This is a genomic window from Psychrobacter sp. M17(2026) (assembly GCF_055699815.1).
Map to the genome: position 1 here is coordinate 2,592,923 of NZ_CM146741.1, position 14,879 is coordinate 2,607,801.

17 protein-coding genes and 1 tRNA gene are annotated in these 14,879 nt (G+C 42.8%); 13 read left to right on the forward strand and 5 right to left on the reverse strand.

What is annotated here, in order from left to right; all coding sequences use genetic code 11:
* The first annotated feature begins 290 nt into the window (after positions 1 to 290).
* From nadR to ACR63T_RS11010, 4 genes are all read left to right on the forward strand, one after another.
* Positions 291 to 1,343, forward strand: coding sequence for a multifunctional transcriptional regulator/nicotinamide-nucleotide adenylyltransferase/ribosylnicotinamide kinase NadR (gene nadR, locus ACR63T_RS10995; RefSeq protein ID WP_472784020.1), 1,053 nt, complete (start codon positions 291 to 293; stop codon positions 1,341 to 1,343).
* 55 nt (positions 1,344 to 1,398) lie between these two features.
* Positions 1,399 to 2,145, forward strand: coding sequence for a nicotinamide riboside transporter PnuC (pnuC, locus tag ACR63T_RS11000; protein WP_472784021.1), 747 nt, complete (start codon positions 1,399 to 1,401; stop codon positions 2,143 to 2,145).
* A gap of 110 nt (positions 2,146 to 2,255) precedes the next feature.
* Positions 2,256 to 2,711, forward strand: coding sequence for an Mpo1 family 2-hydroxy fatty acid dioxygenase (locus ACR63T_RS11005; RefSeq protein ID WP_472784022.1), 456 nt, complete (start codon positions 2,256 to 2,258; stop codon positions 2,709 to 2,711).
* Positions 2,712 to 3,130: 419 nt separating this feature from the next.
* Positions 3,131 to 4,666, forward strand: a complete 1,536-nt coding sequence (locus ACR63T_RS11010; RefSeq protein ID WP_472784023.1) for a methyltransferase regulatory domain-containing protein — start codon at positions 3,131 to 3,133, stop codon at positions 4,664 to 4,666.
* Positions 4,667 to 4,857: 191 nt separating this feature from the next.
* Here ACR63T_RS11010 and ACR63T_RS11015 read toward each other — a convergent pair.
* Positions 4,858 to 4,932: transfer RNA gene (locus tag ACR63T_RS11015), tRNA-Gly, on the reverse strand.
* Positions 4,933 to 5,434: 502 nt separating this feature from the next.
* Between ACR63T_RS11015 and ACR63T_RS11020 the strand changes: the two genes are divergently transcribed.
* From ACR63T_RS11020 to ACR63T_RS11035, 4 genes are all read left to right on the forward strand, one after another.
* Positions 5,435 to 6,247, forward strand: coding sequence for a M48 family metallopeptidase (locus ACR63T_RS11020; protein ID WP_305898831.1), 813 nt, complete (start codon positions 5,435 to 5,437; stop codon positions 6,245 to 6,247).
* A 191-nt stretch (positions 6,248 to 6,438) separates the two neighbouring features.
* Entirely contained in the window at positions 6,439 to 6,762 is a 324-nt protein-coding gene (locus ACR63T_RS11025) for a BolA family protein (protein ID WP_201570057.1), read from the forward strand.
* 104 nt (positions 6,763 to 6,866) lie between these two features.
* Positions 6,867 to 7,226: a SirB2 family protein gene (locus ACR63T_RS11030; RefSeq protein WP_472784024.1), complete on the forward strand. Its 360-nt coding sequence runs from the start codon at positions 6,867 to 6,869 to the stop codon at positions 7,224 to 7,226.
* 188 nt (positions 7,227 to 7,414) lie between these two features.
* The gene (locus tag ACR63T_RS11035) at positions 7,415 to 7,816 is read left to right on the forward strand and encodes a hypothetical protein (protein ID WP_472784025.1); all 402 of its coding nucleotides are present in this window, start codon (positions 7,415 to 7,417) and stop codon (positions 7,814 to 7,816) included.
* A 233-nt stretch (positions 7,817 to 8,049) separates the two neighbouring features.
* Here the strand turns inward: ACR63T_RS11035 and ACR63T_RS11040 are convergent, their stop codons facing one another.
* From ACR63T_RS11040 to ACR63T_RS11050, 3 genes are all read right to left on the reverse strand, one after another.
* Positions 8,050 to 8,487, reverse strand: a complete 438-nt coding sequence (locus tag ACR63T_RS11040) for a thioredoxin domain-containing protein (RefSeq protein WP_472784026.1) — start codon at positions 8,485 to 8,487, stop codon at positions 8,050 to 8,052.
* A 75-nt stretch (positions 8,488 to 8,562) separates the two neighbouring features.
* Positions 8,563 to 9,183, reverse strand: a complete 621-nt coding sequence (locus ACR63T_RS11045; protein WP_472784027.1) for a class I SAM-dependent methyltransferase — start codon at positions 9,181 to 9,183, stop codon at positions 8,563 to 8,565.
* Positions 9,184 to 9,312: 129 nt separating this feature from the next.
* Positions 9,313 to 9,495, reverse strand: coding sequence for a YgaP family membrane protein (locus ACR63T_RS11050; protein ID WP_472784028.1), 183 nt, complete (start codon positions 9,493 to 9,495; stop codon positions 9,313 to 9,315).
* A 125-nt stretch (positions 9,496 to 9,620) separates the two neighbouring features.
* Here ACR63T_RS11050 and ACR63T_RS11055 point away from each other — a divergent pair, with 125 nt between their 5' ends.
* Positions 9,621 to 10,547 carry an IS30 family transposase gene (locus ACR63T_RS11055; protein WP_472783565.1) on the forward strand — a complete coding sequence of 309 codons (927 nt, stop codon included), beginning with the start codon at positions 9,621 to 9,623 and terminating at the stop codon, positions 10,545 to 10,547.
* A 105-nt stretch (positions 10,548 to 10,652) separates the two neighbouring features.
* Here ACR63T_RS11055 and ACR63T_RS11060 read toward each other — a convergent pair whose 3' ends face one another.
* Positions 10,653 to 11,522 carry an MBL fold metallo-hydrolase gene (locus ACR63T_RS11060; RefSeq protein WP_472785273.1) on the reverse strand — a complete coding sequence of 290 codons (870 nt, stop codon included), beginning with the start codon at positions 11,520 to 11,522 and terminating at the stop codon, positions 10,653 to 10,655.
* 404 nt (positions 11,523 to 11,926) lie between these two features.
* Between ACR63T_RS11060 and ACR63T_RS11065 the strand changes: the two genes are divergently transcribed.
* From ACR63T_RS11065 to ACR63T_RS11080, 4 genes are all read left to right on the forward strand, one after another.
* The gene (locus ACR63T_RS11065; RefSeq protein ID WP_305900330.1) at positions 11,927 to 12,214 is read left to right on the forward strand and encodes an ArsR/SmtB family transcription factor; all 288 of its coding nucleotides are present in this window, start codon (positions 11,927 to 11,929) and stop codon (positions 12,212 to 12,214) included.
* An 80-nt stretch (positions 12,215 to 12,294) separates the two neighbouring features.
* Complete coding sequence (locus tag ACR63T_RS11070) at positions 12,295 to 14,004, forward strand: SulP family inorganic anion transporter (protein WP_472784029.1); 1,710 nt, start codon at positions 12,295 to 12,297, stop codon at positions 14,002 to 14,004.
* 125 nt (positions 14,005 to 14,129) lie between these two features.
* Positions 14,130 to 14,456 carry a protein tyrosine phosphatase family protein gene (locus ACR63T_RS11075; RefSeq protein ID WP_201570067.1) on the forward strand — a complete coding sequence of 109 codons (327 nt, stop codon included), beginning with the start codon at positions 14,130 to 14,132 and terminating at the stop codon, positions 14,454 to 14,456.
* A gap of 53 nt (positions 14,457 to 14,509) precedes the next feature.
* Positions 14,510 to 14,842 (forward strand): protein tyrosine phosphatase family protein, encoded by a 333-nt coding sequence (locus ACR63T_RS11080; protein ID WP_472784030.1) that lies wholly within the window; start codon positions 14,510 to 14,512, stop codon positions 14,840 to 14,842.
* The last annotated feature ends 37 nt before the right edge of the window (positions 14,843 to 14,879 follow it).

Genomic DNA, 14,879 nt, shown 5'->3' on the forward strand with positions numbered 1-14,879 from the left:
TCAAGAATGACTTTGTTACCTGTTTATTGCCGCAGTATAATTGCCGCAAATTGTACAAAGGGTTGAAAATCAACATTTTATAGTGGTCGTGATTGTATATTTTTTAACTTTTACGAATATCTATAGTCAAAGTAGCCCTATTTACAATAACCTACCTGTATAAATACGCAAACCTTTATACCATGCACATAAATTATTAATCTTGTCTATTGCTAACAATTATTAGCAATAGACAAGATTCACGCTTAAAGTCTATAGTCAAAACTCGCATTTAAAACATAGGAAGTCGTATGTACGATACTGGCATAATGATAGGACATTTTGAACCGCTACATTTAGGACAGATGCGTAGTATTCTAGCGGCAGCGGGACAAGCTAAAGAGCTGCATATTATCATCACTAAGCACCCTTCCCCGCATCTAGACTTTCATATTACTTTGCAAGATAAAGCACGCTGGTTGCAGATGGCTTGTGCTGATCTGCCTTTTATCCATATTTATACGACAAAGACAATAGCGCTGCCACTACATGAAAGCTTTGATAAGGTGGCTGTCGATATAGCAGCAAGCAATGCCAAGCTGCAATTGATAACAGCAGAGTTGAGCTTGCCTACAGACGCAGTGCTGTTTATGGCAGAGAATCATCCCTTAGCACAAGATGGTGTACGCGCGCAGCTATCAATGCAGATCATCACTACCCCATTGCAATCAGAGTTTGACTCTTATGCTATCGCAAAAAACCCAATAGCGCATTGGTCAGCTATTCATCCAGAGGCGCGTGGCGACTATACTAAGACTGTAGCTATCGTCGGTGGTGAAAGCTCAGGCAAGACCACCTTAGTGCATAAACTGGCGAACTTCTACGGGGCCAGCTTTGCCTTAGAGATGGGACGGCTCTATGTTGGGACGGATTTGGGTGGTAGCGAGGTTGGGCTGCAATATAGCGATTATGCGCCGATCGCTCTTAATCATGCGCAAGCTATACGGGAGGCCAAGGCCCGTGCTACTGCGCCTATAACGATTATCGATACGGACTTTGTCACCACGCAGGCATTTTGTGAGGAATATGAAGGGCGCAATCAGCCTTTCGTTGGTGCTTGTATTAATGAGTTTCGCTTAGATTATACGATTATGCTCGATAATAATACGCCTTGGGTCGCTGATGGCATGCGCTCATTAGGAGGCGTGGCATCGCGTGGACGCTTTGAGCAGCGACTCATTGATATCTTTGATCGTCATAACATTGAGCCACATCTGATAGATAAGCCAGATTATGATGCTCGTTATTTCGAGGCAGTAGCTTTTATTGATGAGTACGTTTATGGCAAATCAATTAGTAAATAAACCATAAAACTATAATTAAAAGATAACCGTTGAAATTTTGAGGATAATAAAAAAAATGCGCATTCAGCTATTGGATAATATTACAGGGAAGTGGGCGCTACAATGGATAGTGGCTTGGTTTATTGCAGGCGTACTAGCGTTATCGGCAGGGTTTTGGCTGACCACTGAGCATACTGGCCTTGATTGGTTCTATTTGGGTGTGTCATTTGTAGGGCTAGTCTGCGTTGTATCGCTATCGTTTCGTAAAAACATACTGGGCAACGGCTTTGGTATGGGTGCGACCGCTGGTGAGGTGATCGTACAGGGGACAGCGGGTTCAGTCGGCTTGATGCTAGCGCCATTATTTAACTTTTTTACTCACCTTTATGGGCTATTTTATTGGACTAAGAATACTGACGCTGATGGCGATATGATACCTAAATCGGCCAATAAGTGGGTTTGGCTGATTACGCTTACCTTTATGGTCATAGGTTTAGCTTTATTCCCTACGATTAATGATTTACTCGCCAGCTATGGCTACGGCGTCGTTGAAGATGACAATAGCTTATTTTTAGGTTTTATCTCGTTTTTTTGGATTAACGTTATCGCTTTTATATTATCGATTACTGCGCAGGCGGCGATGATATTACGCTACTCCTTTAACTGGTGGCTGTGGATTATCTCTAACTTTGTATGGCTGGCCGTGAACTTAATGTCAGGTAATTATATCTTTGCTATTCAAACGATGGTATATCAGGTCAATTCTTTCGTTGGGCTGTATGAATGGTATCGAAGCGAGCAGGATGCCCTAAAAACAGCGTGATAACAGAGCCTTATGACTGCGCGGTTTACGAGATAAAATGGTATGCAGACTGAAATAGTGCTACAACTAATCGATAGCTAAATTCATTTTTCACTAACAAGGAGGTTAGTATGTCTCGTAGCCGTCAATCCAGAATGTCCAAACGCTCCTTAGAGCAGTGGCTCACTGAATACGCGGTTAGCCACCAAAACTTCGTCAATAAAAAGATTCACTGGCTCGCTGTGCCCACTATCTTTGTCAGCATCTTAGGTATGGGCATGTCGCTATCCGTTTGGTTTACGCTAGTGCTGAGTGCTTTAGTCTTATTATTCTATATGCAGCTTTCAACATCACTATTTTTAGCGATGGGTATATTTATACTCATTTGCTTAAGTGTGATGGCAACACTTCCTATAGGCTTTAAGGTCTGGGCAGCTGTCTTTGTTGTTGCTTGGATTGGGCAGTTCGTCGGTCATAAGATTGAAGGTAAAAAGCCATCATTTTTTGAAGATTTACAGTTTTTATTGATTGGCCCTGCTTGGGTAGTCAATAGCTTAATGAGTGGTAAAGACAAGCAAACAGCTTAATCATAAATTTGCATACAAATTTAATTTTGACAAAAAAAAGCGCAACTCCTTTTAGAATAGGCATTGCGCTTTTTTATTGACTACTAATCTATTAAGTAGAGAAACTAGATTGCTTATTGATCCAGCGTTTGCACTCCGGCACCGTTAACATAGGTAATAAAGGTTACGAAAATATTAATTTACCAACAGGTTTGCCCTAACTGAATTGGAATCGAGTCTCATGCTCAGCCCTTGATTTCAACCGTTTGTCTATTAACAATTTATTTAACGGCTGAGACCACCTATTATTGAAACAGCTTTCACTTTGTCCTAGGTGTTTTGGGATAAAAAATAATAAACCCTTTCCCAATTTTTATGAATTACTGTTAGTATTTCATAGCAGCTCAAATAATGAACTCAATGCACACAAGGATACAAGCATGGCAAACTGGTCAGAAGGCTACGTTAGCGATATTGGCTATACTTATGGATATTATGCAGAACTTAATCCCAACAGTGTCAAAATTCCCTTTTTGATGGCAGGGTTAGAGGCGCCAAAATTTACTACCGCTTGCGAGCTTGGCTTCGGTCAAGGCGTATCCATCAACGCCCATGCAGCAGCTTCAGACATTGAATGGTACGGCACAGACTTTAATCCCTCTCAAGCCAGCTTTGCGCAAGAGTTGTCTAATGTCTCAGGCAGTAACGCTCACCTTTATGATCAGTCGTTCAGTGAGTTTTGTAGTCGTGACGACTTACCAGACTTTGACTTTATTGGATTGCACGGTATTTGGTCTTGGGTCTCTAATGAAAACCGCGCTATCATCACTGATTTTATACGTCGTAAGCTAAAAGTTGGCGGTGTACTTTATATCAGTTATAACACCTTGCCTGGCTGGTCAGCTGCCTCGCCTATTCGCCATATGCTCACTGAGCATGATCATATGCATGGTAGCCGTAGCCAAGGCATTGGTAAGCGAGTCAAAGCCTCTATCGGGTTTACCCAAGATTTGCTCAAATTGTGTCAGCCGTTAGTACAGCAAGTACCGTCTATCCCTGAGCGCTTAGATGCTATCAGTAAACAAAACCCTAACTATCTGGCGCATGAGTACTTCAATCGTGATTGGCAGCCGATGTATTTTTCTGAGATGGCCGATTGGTTATCACCGACTAAAACCAATTTTGCGTGTTCGGCAAGTTTTTTGGAGGATTATGCACCTAGCAACTACACCGCAGATCAGCGCGAGTTTATCAACAGCATAGACGACCCTATGTTTACTCAGAGCGTCAAAGACTACATTCACAACAAGCAGTTTCGCCGTGATTATTGGGTCAAAGGCGCACGTAATATCTCAACCGCTAAGTCTGAACAGACGTGGCATCAGCTACGTTTTATGATGCTATCCAACGCCGAAAATATAAAATTTGAAGTCAAAGGCAGTATTGGCACAGTGACTCTGCGTGATGATATTTATCAAAAAGTCGTCGATCTATTGAGTGATCATAAGATACATCAAGTTGCTGATCTGCAAAATAAGCTACCCGATGATTTTCAGCAAAACTGGTTATTTGAGTCGCTGGCTATTTTGCATAGTCAAGGTGCGATAATACTAGTACAAGACGACGATATCATTGAGTCGGTACGTGAACAGTGTCGCAAGCTTAATACTTATTTGATGCAACAAAGTCTAGTGAGCCCTGAGCTAACGGCATTAGTCAGTCCATTGACAGGTAGCGCGTTGACTTATGGTAGATTCCCACTGATCTTCTTATATGCGTATATACAAGGCAAAAAATCAAGACAAGAATGGGTCGATTATGCTTGGCAAGCACTGAAAAAGAACAATCAGTTGCTACTAAAAGATGGCAATACTTTGCAAGAGGAAAAAGACAATATCAAAGAGTTGAACCGTATGGTTGATGACTTTGAAAAGAATACGCTACCCTTAGCGAAACGTTTGCAGATTGTCGAGTAATTAACAAAAAAGTAGACTAATAAAGAGGTAGATTAATAAGCATTGTCAGTCAACAGACTAACAATGCTTATTAGCCATAAAATCTAGACCAAAAAAAGCCTCACATTCCCGATAAGAATGTGAGGCTTTTGCTAAGTGTCTATAGATTAGGTATTTAAAATACCCAGTACCTGAAACACTGTAGCCATATTTGGAGCGGGAAAAGAGATTCGAACTCTCGACCCCAACCTTGGCAAGGTTATGCTCTACCACTGAGCTATTCCCGCATATATCAATAAATGCTATTAGTAACACCGTCTTGATAGGCTGGCTATTTTAGCAATTATTTAGAATGTGTCAACCCCTTTTTTGCTTTTAAATAAAAATGACAGTTTCACACTCTCATTAGATTACGTTCAGATCAGGCTAATCAATTGATTTTGTACTCTATTTATCAGGATATTTATAGTTGAACCGATAAAAATTATTTTAAAGTTATTTTCGTTGTAGCGTATCTTTTAAGGAATATTAACAACTATCAAAAAACTTTACTTTTAGCGCAGTAGCCATTGTTGACTTACCTATCGTTGCACAGCTTTAAAATTACTAATATTCAACGATATTCATTTACAAGGCTATACTGTATTGTTACTTTTACTCTATTGGTTTCATGGGTACACAGCTATTATACTTATTGTCACTATACTTATTACTCACTATACCTATATAGTCTAATCTCTAATAATTATTTTGTACTGTTTCATTTTATCTAAACTTTGAGGACTTATTATGAAAAAATTACTGACTACGACAATTATGGCAGCCTCGCTGTCAGCATTGAGCTTATCAGGTTGTACTAGTACTACTAGTGGTGGTGCAACAGGTATTGATCGCCAACAGTTGTTGTTGGTCTCAAGCGAGGAAGTTTTGCAGATGTCAGCGCAAAGCTACGCGCAAAGTATTCAAGAAGCTCGTGCAAAAGGTGTTCTTGACACTAATAAGGCACAACTAGATCGCCTTAAAGGTATTGCTAATCGTTTGGTTGGACAAGTCGGCACTTATCGTCCTGACGCGGCAAAGTGGAATTGGGAAGTGCACACCATTAAGTCTGAGCAGCTAAACGCCTTTGTCATGCCTGGTGGCAAAATCATGTTCTATTCTGGCATTATTGATCGACTAAACCTGACTGATGATGAAATCGCGTCTATCATGGGTCATGAGATATCACATGCCTTGCGTGAGCACTCTCGTGAGCGTCTATCGCGTGAGTACGCGACGCAAACGGGTATCGGTGTCGCGGCTAGCATATTTGGTCTATCACAAGGCCAAGCCCAATTAGCAGGCGTTGCTGGTGATTTAGGCCTAAGTCGTCCTCACAGTCGCACCCAAGAGTCTGAGGCAGATCAGCTCGGTCTTGAACTGATGGCGCGTGCAGGTTACAACCCGCAAGCGGCGATAACCTTATGGCAAAAAATGCAACGCGCCAGCCAAGGCGAGCCACCGCAGTTTTTGAGTACTCACCCTACTAGTAGCAATCGTATTGCTCAGCTGCAAGCTTTGATGCCTAAAGTGATGCCTTTGTATCAAAAGTCACGTCGCTAGTTACTAATCTGAAAGGCTAACAAGCTAAAAGTAGCCATTACTAACAGTGATATGAATGTAATAGAGTATAAATGGGAGTTTATGCTCTATTTTTCTGCTCGATGGTTTATTTTGTAGCGAAGGCTACGGCTATGGTATCTGTTATAATAATACGCTTATAATCATCTATATTTTACAGCTTGAGGACTACTATGATAACGCCTACTGCAACCGCCTTAAATCAAGCGCTACAAGCCCTGCACCCTGAGCACCTTGAGCTGATTAACGAATCTGTGGATCATGCCGGTTATTTTGAGGGAAAAGAGAGCCACTTTAAGCTCACTATCGTAAGCTCAGACTTTACTGGTAAGCGTCTTGTGGCGCGGCATCAATTGGTTTATGAAGCTGTAGCTGAGCTATTGACCTCTAAGGGTGGCAGTGTCCACGCACTAGCGATTCATGCATACACCCCTGATGAATGGCAAATGCAAGGCGTAAGCCCTGATAGCCCCCTATGTGCAGGTCAAAATAAATAGCTCTTTGAAACCCTTATATTTAGACTCTTATCTTCATCTACTTAGATGTGGTTTTACTTTGTGAATGCAGTCACGACCGTTAGCCATTATAGGAATTATTTTTCATGAAACATTTGCATATGCTATTGGTATTTTTATTGATTGGTGTGTTTGTTTATCAAAGCTACTTAGTGCTAAGCGCCAATAAACAAGCGGCGCGGCCGATCAAGATCGCCACTCATATTCTCTATGCGCTAGCTATTGTCACAGGCGCTTGGATGCTAATGCAATTGATGAGTGCTCAGGCACCTGTGCAATGGGTGTTTGCTAAGATTATTTTGTTAGTAGCTGCTATCAGTTCCAGTGTAAAGGCCTTTAATGGACAGGCCACGCCTAGCCAAAGCAAAGTTGGTATTCTTATCGCTGCCATCGCTTATGCTGGCATTGTGACTTTAGCTTATGTCAAACCTGAGAACTTATTTTAAGTTTTGGTTTTAAGTTATTATTTTAAATTATCAGTTAAAGTTTTTTTGATTTAGAGATTGATCTTTGATTACTATTCTACGTTTTTAGTATCATAAAGCGCTTATTTTTGCTATTTTAAAATAGGTAACAAACAATATATCTTAAATAAAGTCAACACCTTAGCACTATTTTACCCTATGGAGCCATTATGAAAAACCTTACTACAGCTTCGCTATTAGCAGCTGCTGGCATATTTGGCCTATCAGGCTGTGCCACTAGCGGTAATCTTACGCCACAGTACGTGCCACCAAGCACTTATCAGGGCTATAACTGTGAGTCACTCGTTCAAGAGTACAATCGTGTAGAGCGTTACGTTGAGGGTACTAGCAAGCAGCGCTCAACCCTATCAACTTCGGGTGTCGGTGTCGGTATCTCCGCTGGTCGTTGGGGTATCTCCCCTAATATTAGCTTTGGTGTGGGTCAAAGTAACGATAATAAAGCGCGTGATGCCAAATTATCACGACTGTATGGTGAGCGTGACGCTATCGTGCAATCAGCCCGCATTCAGCGTTGTGGCTTTGCTGACGGTCTAAAGGTTTATGGTGAGTAGCCGCTTATATAGGGCGGTTATCTGATTTTAGATGTGGCGTAACAGCTATTAGAAACCTAAAAATCAATAAGCATAGGGTGCACATTCCATCGCACCAATCAATAAGCACAATCTAGCTGCTGGTGCGCATGGCGCACCCTACGAAAACTAAGATTATGCTAATACTAAAAAGTCAATACGCTATTAACGTATTGGCTTTTTAGTATTCAACTTGGCAAAGTGACAAACCTCAATTATGACGGTAAGCTCTGCACCCACTGCACTATTTGCCCACTAGATAATGCACCTGACTGTCGCGCTATCTCACGACCTCCTCTGAATGCGATCATCGTCGGTAGACTGCGGATATTATAAGGCGCAGCGGCTTGCTCGTATTTATCGGTTTGCAGTTTGGCGAAGACCACTTGCGGTAATTGACTCGCTGCTGTTTTAAACTGTGGCGCCATCATTAGGCAGGGCTGACACCAGCTCGCCCAAAAGTCTACCACCGTTAAAACATCGTTTTTTTTAATAATTTTATGAGCCGTTTGCGCGGTTAGCTCATAGGCACTTGCGGTCAATAATGGCTTGCTACATTTACCGCAGTTAGGAGTAGCGCTTAGACGCGCGCTAGGGACTCGGTTGGTCGCTTGGCAATGAGTGCATACGATATGCATAGCTTGGTCGCTCATAAAATGACTCCTGTTTTATCACAAAAATAATAGTAAAGTTATATCATCTAAAATTATATATATCAAACCCCAACGCTAAGTCGATGGACGCGCCTGCCCACTATAGATATAAGTAAGCGCGCGCGGCCCTGATAGATATGCCTCGCTCAACGCTACAACCTCAAAGCCACCTGCCGCCAGCAGTGCTGGAATATTACGATCTAAGTGACAACCACCGGTTAACGGCTTCCATAAAGGTGTCAATCGGTGTTGCCAGCGCTCAACGGTAAGATCAGGTGCTAAGCCGTGCTCACAGAATAACAATTGGCCTGTGGGTTTTAGCACTCGTGCCATCTCCCGTAGCGCCGCTATTGGATCAGCGATACTACATAGCGTAAAGGTCATGACGATCGTATCAAAGCGATCTGTCGCCGCGTGAATACCTTGCACATCAACGGCTATTATCTCAACGGGAATAGCGATATCATCCGCCCGAGTACGCGCCAGCTTCTGCATTTGTGCTGCTGGATCGACTCCGACAATAGCAGAGACGGTATCTGGGTTATAAAACGGCAAATTAAGTCCGCTACCGATGCCGATCTCTAGCACTTCACCTGTGGCTTGCGGGATAATCTTGGCGCGCAACGCCATCACTGCACTCGTACCGCAGGCGATATCAATCATTTTTGGTAATACATAACGCTGATATGGATTCACAACTTTCTCCCTTTATTCTAGAGCTAGGCAACGGCTGAAGGATTGCCACCTTAATAAATTAAAAAGGCCGATAACATTATATATTACCGACCCTTTCTGATTTGCAACTATCTTTATTATCGTCTCAGCTTAGCGCTTGCAGGTATTCATACCTAATATCGTATAAAGGGGACAAAAACGGAATAGGCCGGTAAACAAAGGCACTAGTCCAATCACGCCCCACCAGCTGCCATAATAGATACCAATAGCGATAATGATCACGCCTGCGATGATACGTAGCGTTCTTTCGGTGCTGCCTACATTAGCTTTCATAATTGATTCCTCAAATTAATTCTTAGATTAACACATGAAGTGCAATATCAAATGCGAGGTGAAAAAAAGACCTAGATGCGCTAGCATCAAAGTCTTTATCCACCGACCAAAGTGAGATTGCAACCATGAACTATACACATCTAAGCCTAGGAGAACGATACCAGATTTATGCCCTTATAGGGGCAGAACATAGTATTAAATTTATAGCTGACACATTAGGAAGAAGTCCTAGCACCATATCAAGAGAGATCAGACGCAATAAAAGCCTTCGAGGTTACCGAGCTAATCATGCTAATAACAAGGCTTGTGACAGACGCTCTAACAATGCTTTCACTATCATCGCTGATGTATGGGATTGGGTCACAGACAAGCTAAAAGACAGCTGGAGTCCTGAACAAATAGCCGGAGTTCATGGTGGTATTAGTCACATGAGCATCTATCGCTATATCTGGAGGGACAAGAGACAAGGCGGCAGGTTATGGCAGTATCTCAGACGCAAAGCCAAACCTTACCGTAAGCGACTAACGGCTGAGACCCGAGGCCGTATCAACGACAGAGTCTCGATTCATGAGCGCCCTTGTATTGTGGAAGAACGATCACGTATTGGTGACTGGGAAGCGGATACCGTTATCGGTCAGCATCACAAGCAAGCGATTGTAACGCTCGTTGAACGTAAAACAGGACTGCTTAAAATGAAGCGTGTGGGTCATAAAACGGCACAGCAAGTATCAGAGGCAATGATAGGTATCCTAAAGCCAGTGAAGTTACAGGTTAAGACCATTACCTCTGACAATGGTAAAGAGTTTGCTCAGCATAAGAAGGTGAAACAAAAGCTCTTTAGCGCTTTCTTCTTTGCCGATGCTTATGCGTCATGGCAGCGAGGAACCAACGAGAATACTAACGGCTTAATCAGAGAGTTCTTGCCTAAGGGTTGTGACTTTAGACAAGTCTCTGATAATGAGATACAGGACATTGAGAATAAACTAAACAACAGACCAAGAAAACGCTTAGGGTTTAAAACGCCTATGCAGGCGTTCTATAATATTAATTAGCGTTGCACTTGGTGTGTTAATCTAAGCTTCAATAAACGGGCTTTAAAATTAATATTTGTTACTATCAAAATTAATGGCTATCACTATCAGTTAATCTTCTATTTACTACCCTAAGACATTAATCGGTATTTTTAGATAACGAGTGCCATTTGATTCAGGCGCAGGTAAGTGTCCAGCATCGATGTTGACTTGTACTGAGGGAATGATGAGCCGTGGCATCTCAAGAGTGGCATCACGGCGCTCACGCATCTCAATAAACTCTGCTTCATTAATACCGTCTTTGACATGAATGTTAGTCAGCTTTTGCGCCGCAACAGTAGTCGTTGGACAGTGCTTACGCCCTTGACTTGGATAGTCATGACACAAATACATGACGGTGTCGTCACTGAGAGCAAGTAGCTTTTGAATAGAATGATATAAAGTTTTGGCATCGCCGCCTAGGAAATCACAACGCGCAGTACCTACATCTGGGGCAAAAAGCGTATCACCAACGAACACCGCTGTCTTGTCACTATCCGCTGCAATATAAGCCATATCAGCTGGCGTGTGTCCAGGTACGTGCATCGCAGTAATAGTTATGTCGCCCAGCGCTAGAGTATCGCCTTCATCCATCAGAATATCGAACTGACTGGCATCGGTGCGAAAGCTGCTATCAAAGTTGTATATTTGTTTGAATATCTTTTGTACTTCAGTAATATATTTGCCCATCACTAGCTCGCCACCTAGAGTCTCTTGTAGATACATGGCTGACGACAAATGATCGGCATGAGCATGGGTCTCAATGATATATACCAGCTGCCACCCTTGCTCGCGTACAAAATCAATAACAGAGTCGATATCTGCCGTGCCAGTGTGTCCTGACTTAGGATCAAAATCTAATACAGGATCGATCACTGCACATAATTGCTGGGTGACATCTGCTAATACATGAGTATAAGTCTCAGTATCTTGATGTAAAAAAGAGTGGACTTGCATGGCGGCCTCGCTATTATCTGAAAGTGTCATCGAATGCTGACATTATCTATGTTGATGTTGATCAAATTATTATTGGTCATTGATTTTAATTAGTTATACCAATATAACAACACTACTACACTTTATCAATTTATATAATGTAAATAACTATAATTTTTAAAAATTTGTTATATAATTGATGGCTATCTTATTGATGTTCACTATTTATAGCTTATATATAGCTCTTTCCCTTACAATAACAATCTCTATGATTCGTGACCTCTATAATCTATGAACTTTATAAGGAGTGTGCTTTGATGAATTCGACCTCAGTGGCTAACCATCCTGCCACCTCAACGCAATCAGATCATGTGCAATCAACCGCAGACGCTACTGATTTTGCTTCGATTGATCTTGCCAAACAAATGCAGGAGGCGTCAGCACAAGCCAGCCAGCTGCTAAAGTCCTTATCGCATCCTGATCGCTTACTACTATTATGTCAGCTCACTCAGGGTGAATACTGCGTAAGTGAGCTTGAAAGCCTCGTTGGTGTTGGGCAACCTAGCCTTTCACAGCAGCTGGGTATCTTGCGTAAAGATAATCTAGTGGCAACGCGGCGTGATGGTAAGCAAATCTATTACAGCATCGCAAGCGACGATGCTTTGGCGGTATTACAGCTACTCTATCAGCGCTTTTGTGCTCAAGCAAAGTGATGCAATAATGCTAAGATTATTGATCTTTCAAGCTCATGATCTTATAAACTAATATTTAATTGAAACGATACTATTTAAATATGCCCTCTATCACTACCCGTCTGATACCTGCTTGGTTGCGTCACTACCAGCTCACGACTTTACCGACTGATGTGGTCGCAGGCTTAGTGGTAGGTATACTGGTCATTCCGCAAAGTCTAGGGTACGCAGTACTAGCAGGATTACCACCTGTCTATGGTCTATATGCGGCAATCGTGCCTGTTATCGTCTATGCATGGATCGGCTCAAGTAATGTGCAAGCAGTGGGTCCCGTCGCTATCACAGCAATCATGACCGCTAGTGCTCTGCATGCCTATGCAGATCAAGGTGCTGAGCAATATGTGCTGATGGCGAGCTTGCTGGCGCTGATGGTCGGTGTATTATTGACCATTGCAGGACGGCTCAAGCTTGGCTGGATTATGCAATTTATAAGTCGCGGCGTCTCGGCAGGGTTTATCAGTGGTGCGGCAGTACTAATCTTTGTCAGCCAGCTTAAATATCTTACCGCTATTCCTATAGCAGGCAATAACTTAGTCGGCTACGTGTCGAGCATAATGAAGTATGCTGAGCAGCTACATCCATTAACGCTGCTCATTGGCGTCAGCGCTCTTATACTGTTAGTAGCCAATCGCTATGCTAGTCGGTGGATCTGGCGCTCATGGCTACCAGCCAGCCTTGCTAAGTGGGCTGAGCGCTTGTTTCCGCTTCTGTTACTTATAGCAGCACTGCTAATGAGCTTGACTCTCCATTGGTCAACGTCCGGGGTTGCTACTATCGGCAAGATTCCGCAAGGGTTATCAAGCTTCACTCTACCGCATACACCCAATGTGCGTGAAGCGCTAAACCTCTTGCCTACTGCAGGTCTTATGGCGCTGATCGTATTTGTCTCAAGTAGCTCAGTGGCGAGCACCTATGCTCGCGTGCGCGATGAGCGCTTTGATGCCAATCGTGAGCTGACAGGACTCGGACTGGCAAATATCGCAGGCGGCCTGTTTCAGAGCTTTGCTATCGCTGGTGGCTTCTCGCGTACCGCAATCAATGCTGACTCAGGCGCTAGGACGCCCCTTGCCAGCTTAGTCACGGTACTGGTGATGATTGCCGCATTGATCGCTTTTGGCGCTGCGCTTGCGCCACTACCCTATGCGATATTGGGTGCGACGATTATGGCCTCTATTGTTGGACTGATCGATGTTGCTACCTTTAAATCAGCATGGCAACGCGATCGCTTGGATGCGGCGAGCTTTATCGCTGCCTTCGTTGGCGTATTAGTATTTGGACTCAATACTGGCTTGGTGATTGGTCTAATGGTGTCCTTTGCCAGCCTTATATTACAATCTAGTCAGCCGCATGTAGCGGTGGTCGGTCAGCTAGCAGGTACTGGGCACTTTCGTAATATTAACCGTCATGATGTGATTACTTTTCATAATTTAGTGATGCTGCGTATTGATGAGAGTCTGTTCTTTGGTAATAGCGAATCGGTACACCAGCATGTCTTGAGAGCGACCAAGCAATATCCAGATGCCAGTGAGATTATCTTAATTATGGCGGCGGTCAATCATATTGATCTCACTGCTCAAGAGATGCTCATGACGCTCAATAAGGAGCTTATCCTTGATAATAAGCATTTGCACTTTAGCTTTATTAAAGGCCCTGTTATGGATATCATCGGCAATACGCCTTTAATCACCGAGCTCTCAGGACAAGTTTATCTGAGTACTATTGATGCTGTGATTGCGCTAAAAGATCTTTAGATTATTTTAAACTTATAATGGTTGTTGCCGTCCCCCATACAATACCGTTATGATGGGTCACTGTAATACTAAACCTATTGTTAGCTTTTAATAACATCACTTAATTCAAGCAACCGACTTTACTTATGACTGAAAACATCACTATCTATAAACAAATCTATCCTGTGCAATGCGCCAAACTTGCAGAATTAGGCTATCGCTCGATCATTAATATTCGTCCTGATGATGAGCATATTACTCAGCCAAGCAGCCAAGATTTGGCGATGGCTACTGAACAAGCCAATTTGGCTTATCATCATCTACCTTTTGATGACGAGCGTTTGAGCATGGTTACTGTCGAGCAATTTGCCCAGTTTTATCATGCCTTTCCCAAGCCGATCTTGATGTTCTGTGGTACAGGTGCGCGTGCAAAATTACTGTATCAAAGTGCATTGATGCAAGGCCTGTTATAAAAAGCCAGCACACCCTATTTTATTCAATCAATAATACCCATTAAGGAAATTTTATGGCACATAATATCAATATCCAAGGGCAGATCACGCCTGAACAAGTTGCGACACTCGGCGAGCAAGGTTTTAAAACCATTATCAATAATCGTCCTGATGGTGAAGAGAGCAATCAGCCACTAAGTGCTGATATTGCTGCCGCTGCTGAGCAGGCAGGCATTGCCTATAAAGAAATCTCTTTTGCAGGTACTGGTCTGACTCAGCAGCATGTCGAGGACTTTGCTGACTTTTTTAATCAAGCTGAGCAGCCTGTTCTAATATTTTGTCGTACGGGCGCGCGCTCAACAGGCATTTATGAAGCCGCAAAACAGATGGACTTGTTAGATGACTGAGGATAAATAATCTGTTAAACAGTTATTGTGCAGTCAT

Bases quoted from the DNA above. Each gene is read 5' to 3' on its own strand.
- nadR (WP_472784020.1), top strand. From the start codon at position 291: ATGTACGATACTGGCATAATGATAGGACATTTTGAACCGCTACATTTA.
- ACR63T_RS11025 (WP_201570057.1), top strand. From the start codon at position 6,439: ATGATAACGCCTACTGCAACCGCCTTAAATCAAGCGCTACAAGCCCTG.
- ACR63T_RS11010 (WP_472784023.1), top strand. From the start codon at position 3,131: ATGGCAAACTGGTCAGAAGGCTACGTTAGCGATATTGGCTATACTTAT.
- ACR63T_RS11030 (WP_472784024.1), top strand. From the start codon at position 6,867: ATGAAACATTTGCATATGCTATTGGTATTTTTATTGATTGGTGTGTTT.
- ACR63T_RS11080 (WP_472784030.1), top strand. From the start codon at position 14,510: ATGGCACATAATATCAATATCCAAGGGCAGATCACGCCTGAACAAGTT.
- ACR63T_RS11055 (WP_472783565.1), top strand. From the start codon at position 9,621: ATGAACTATACACATCTAAGCCTAGGAGAACGATACCAGATTTATGCC.
- ACR63T_RS11020 (WP_305898831.1), top strand. From the start codon at position 5,435: ATGAAAAAATTACTGACTACGACAATTATGGCAGCCTCGCTGTCAGCA.
- ACR63T_RS11035 (WP_472784025.1), top strand. From the start codon at position 7,415: ATGAAAAACCTTACTACAGCTTCGCTATTAGCAGCTGCTGGCATATTT.
- ACR63T_RS11075 (WP_201570067.1), top strand. From the start codon at position 14,130: ATGACTGAAAACATCACTATCTATAAACAAATCTATCCTGTGCAATGC.
- ACR63T_RS11070 (WP_472784029.1), top strand. From the start codon at position 12,295: ATGCCCTCTATCACTACCCGTCTGATACCTGCTTGGTTGCGTCACTAC.
- ACR63T_RS11050 (WP_472784028.1), bottom strand. From the start codon at position 9,495: ATGAAAGCTAATGTAGGCAGCACCGAAAGAACGCTACGTATCATCGCA.
- ACR63T_RS11040 (WP_472784026.1), bottom strand. From the start codon at position 8,487: ATGAGCGACCAAGCTATGCATATCGTATGCACTCATTGCCAAGCGACC.
- ACR63T_RS11065 (WP_305900330.1), top strand. From the start codon at position 11,927: ATGCAGGAGGCGTCAGCACAAGCCAGCCAGCTGCTAAAGTCCTTATCG.
- pnuC (WP_472784021.1), top strand. From the start codon at position 1,399: ATGCGCATTCAGCTATTGGATAATATTACAGGGAAGTGGGCGCTACAA.
- ACR63T_RS11005 (WP_472784022.1), top strand. From the start codon at position 2,256: ATGTCTCGTAGCCGTCAATCCAGAATGTCCAAACGCTCCTTAGAGCAG.
- ACR63T_RS11060 (WP_472785273.1), bottom strand. From the start codon at position 11,522: ATGCAAGTCCACTCTTTTTTACATCAAGATACTGAGACTTATACTCAT.